4 protein-coding genes and 1 pseudogene are annotated in these 3,611 nt (G+C 65.4%); 4 read left to right on the forward strand and 1 reads right to left on the reverse strand.

Translation table 11 applies throughout. From position 1 onward, the window contains the following. Positions 1–230, reverse strand: a 230-nt coding sequence (locus Q8R75_RS17645; protein ID WP_305663812.1) for a hypothetical protein, incomplete at its 3' end; no start/stop codon positions are given. A 441-nt stretch (positions 231–671) separates the two neighbouring features. Here Q8R75_RS17645 and Q8R75_RS17650 point away from each other — a divergent pair. From Q8R75_RS17650 to Q8R75_RS17665, 4 genes and pseudogenes are all read left to right on the forward strand, one after another. Continuing rightward, the gene (locus tag Q8R75_RS17650) at positions 672–2,663 is read left to right on the forward strand and encodes a pyrroloquinoline quinone-dependent dehydrogenase (protein WP_305625967.1); all 1,992 of its coding nucleotides are present in this window, start codon (positions 672–674) and stop codon (positions 2,661–2,663) included. 77 nt (positions 2,664–2,740) lie between these two features. Beyond that, positions 2,741–3,109: a cytochrome c gene (locus tag Q8R75_RS17655; RefSeq protein WP_305613671.1), complete on the forward strand. Its 369-nt coding sequence runs from the start codon at positions 2,741–2,743 to the stop codon at positions 3,107–3,109. Between the two features lie 92 nt (positions 3,110–3,201). Further along, positions 3,202–3,339, forward strand: coding sequence for a hypothetical protein (locus tag Q8R75_RS17660; protein ID WP_305613672.1), 138 nt, complete (start codon positions 3,202–3,204; stop codon positions 3,337–3,339). A 26-nt stretch (positions 3,340–3,365) separates the two neighbouring features. Further along, a pseudogene (locus Q8R75_RS17665) lies at positions 3,366–3,611 on the forward strand (hypothetical protein); the annotation flags it as partial.

Below are 3,611 nucleotides of genomic sequence, written 5' to 3' on the forward strand. Positions count from 1 at the left end.
GTTGCTCCGCCACACCGTCGCCGGTCAAATGGCGGATACCCGACCGGCGACCAGCCACCGTAGGTTGGGGTGAGCGAAGCGATGCCCAACACGATCGGCACCACCGCAATCACCGTTGCTCCGCCACACCGTCGCCGATCAAGTGGCGGATACCCGACCGGCGACCAGTCACCGTAGGTTGGGGTGAGCGCAGCGAAGCCCAACACGATCGCCACCACCGCAATCTCCATTGCTCCGCGACACCGTCGCCGGTCAAGTGGCGGATACCCGACCGGCGACGAGCCACCGTAGGTTGGGGTGAGCGCAGCGATGCCCAACACGATCGTCACCACCGCAATCACCGTTGCTCTGCCACACCGTCGCCGGTCGCGTGGGGGATCCGAATCCGGATCGCCGAAGTTGTTCGGTAAACATGCCGGAAGGTGCGGCCCGGCTTGCGTCACGCACCGGTGCATCGCTGTGAGACAGCGCCCCCGGGCTGCGATACAGCCGTCTCTGCGCCTGCCCCGAAAATCGAGACACCCGTATCCCGATCGCCGATTTCCCGATTCATTCCGGGAGCATTTCCCTGATTTCCTGCGGCACCGATCTTGCGTCGTCGTCACACGCACCGGCAGGCCGCCGATGCGTTCCACGCACGAACACAACGAACTCGATTGGAGAGAGGAAACATGGCGATGCTGAAAACTGCGGGCGCTTTTCCCCGCGCAGCCAGGAAGACATTGTGGCTTTCGATCATGCTCGGCACAGCGCCGCTGGCGATGGCCGCGGCCGGCGACGGCAACTGGACCGAATACAACGGCGACAAGGCCGGCTCGCGCTATCTGGCCGGAGGCAAGGTGAATGCCCGGAGCGTGAAGTCGATGAAGGTGGCCTGGCGCTGGGCCATGCCCGACAACAGTATCTGGCAGGACAACGCGGAACTGCGTACCTGGGTGAATCAATCCACTCCGCTGGCCATCGACGGCGTGCTGTATTCCAGTTCGCCGATGTCCATGGTGTCGGCCATCGACGGCAAGACGGGCAAGACCTTGTGGACCTACGACCCCAAGGCGTATGTCGAAGGCACACCGCCCAACCTCGGTTTCATCAGCCGCGGCCTGTCCTACTGGGCCAACGGTGACGACAAGCGCATTCTGATCGGTACCGGCGACGGCTACCTCATTGCGCTGAACGCGAAAAACGGCAAGCCGATCGAGTCCTGGGGCGACAAGGGTCGCATCGACATGACCAAGGGCCTGCGCCGCTTCGTTGACCGCTCGCTGGTTTCCCTCACCTCGCCGCCCATCGTGTGCGGCAACACCATCGTGCCCAGTCTGGCAGTGCTCGATTCCTTCGCCGTCGGGCGCGCGCCGATGAAGAATCATCCGCCGGGCGACATCCAGGCGTTCGACATCCGCACCGGCAAGCGCGTGTGGCATTTCGAACAGCCGCCACAGGAAGGCCAGCCGGGCAACGAAACGTGGGAAGACGGCTCATGGAAAACCACTGGCTCGGCGAACATGTGGTCGCGCCCGAGCTGCGACGAAGAACTGGGTCTGGTCTATCTCCCCTTCTCGACGCCAACCAACGATTTCTATGGCGGTCACCGCAAGGGCGACGGCCTGTTCGGCGAGTCGGTGGTCGCACTGAATGCGAAGACCGGCAGGATTGCCTGGTACCAGCAGATCGTGCACCACGGCCTGTGGGACTACGACCTGCCGACCGCGCCCAACCTGATGGACCTCACGGTCAATGGCAAGAAGGTGAAGGCGCTGGCGCAGGTGACCAAGCAGGGCTTCGTGTTCACCTTCGACCGCAGCACCGGGCAGCCGGTGTGGCCGATCACCGAAAAGCCGGTGCCGCAATCCTCCGTGCCGGGCGAACGTTCGTCGCTCACCCAGCCCTTCCCCAGCCTGCCCGCCCCATTCGTGCAGCAGGGCGTGAGCGAGGACGACCTGATCGACCTGACGCCACAGCTCAAGGAAGAGGCGAAGAAGATATTGTCGCGCTACAACTACGGCCCGCTCTACTTCCCGCCCACCACCGACAAGGCAGGCACGCTGCAGGTACCGGGCGTGCTGGGCGGCGCGAGCTGGGCGGGTGCGGCGCACAACCCGAAAACCAATGTGCTGTACGTGCCGTCCTTCACCATCCCCTTCGGCATCAAGCTGAAGAAGGAGAACGAAGGGGTGTACGACTACACCGGCACCTGGGCCGGCGTCGGCGGTCCGCAAGGTCTGCCGCTGTTCAAGCCGCCCTTCTCGACAGTAACCGCGATCGACATGAACACCGGCAAGCACCTGTGGCGCGTGCCGGCGGGCAAGGGTCCGGTCGACCATCCGGCGATCAAGGACCTGAAGCTGGATCGCGTCGGCGTGCCGCGCGAAAGCTTCATCGCGCTGACCGACGACGTGCTCTTCCTGGCGCCGGAAGGCACGAACTCGGTGCTCGGGCTGTCGTCGCGCGGCAATGCGCTGATCACCCAGGCGACCGCGGACGAGAAGGAGCCTTTCCTGTATGCGCACGATGCGCGCACCGGTGACGTGCTCGGCGAGGTGAAGCTGCCGGGTGCCGCGTTCGGCGCGCTGATGAGCTATCGCGCCGGCGGCAGGCAGTACGTCGTGGTGCCCATCGGTGGCGCCGGCCTGCCGGCGGAACTGGTGGCCGTACAGGTCGACTGAACGCCGTCGATGTCCGGGCCGTGTCGCGCTGTCGTGCGGCGCGGCCTTCGAACTCCCGCAACACCCGGAACGGATCCATGGATATACGGAAACTCATCTTCGCAGCGCTCATGAGCGGCATGGCATCGGCAATGGCCTTCAATGCCGTGCTGCCGGACAAGGCTGCGGACGGCTCAGTGCCAGCAGGCCCCGCCCCCTTCGACCTCACCGATCCGGCACGCATCAAGCTCGGTCAGGACCGCTTCCAGTCGACCTGCGCCGACTACTGTCACGGCCACAAGCCGGCCCTGTTCATCGAACGCGAAGGGCTGGAGGCGGAATACGTGTTCAACACCATCCGCGACGGCGGCCGCGGCGCCACGCCGATGCCGCCCTGGGGCGAGGTGTTCACGCAGGAGGAAATCTGGGAACTGGTGGCTTACATCAAGTCCATCGGCAAGTGGTAAGCGGCCCGCCCCCCGGTCCAGGTGCTTGATCTGCCGGCACTGACGGCGATCGGGCCTCAGCCGGGCAGATCGCACTGCACGGCTGGCATTACGTGATCGAGGACGGCGAAGTGCATGTGTTCGACGTGCACCAGGGCGCCTTCGTGCCGGCGTCCAGTTCCGAACACAGCGGCACCGGCCCTTTCCTGCCTTTCGCCGGCGACGACATCAGCCCGGTGGACGCATGGTGAGCCCGGCGCTCGTTCATACTCGCGCCATGTCGACCCACGACCTGCCCCACGACTTCGCGCCGAGCAACCGGCGCGACTTTCCCGGCCGCCGCTGGCTGCTGGTCGCGCTGCGCTCGGCGCATCTGGTCGGTGTCGTGCTGGTCGGCAGCGCGCTGCTGACCGGGCAGGATGAATACCGTCGCGCCGCCGCTGCACTGATGCTGCTGACCGGCCTCGGCCTGTACGGCATCGAGGTGTGGAGCAAGCCGCGCCATGCGCTTGAACTTGCCGGC

The organism is Methyloversatilis sp. (assembly GCF_030696805.1).
In the GTDB taxonomy this organism is placed as follows: domain Bacteria; phylum Pseudomonadota; class Gammaproteobacteria; order Burkholderiales; family Rhodocyclaceae; genus Methyloversatilis.

Coding starts and splice junctions, on each gene's coding strand:
- Q8R75_RS17650 (WP_305625967.1), top strand. CDS start 672: ATGGCGATGCTGAAAACTGCGGGCGCTTTTCCCCGCGCAGCCAGGAAG.
- Q8R75_RS17655 (WP_305613671.1), top strand. CDS start 2,741: ATGGATATACGGAAACTCATCTTCGCAGCGCTCATGAGCGGCATGGCA.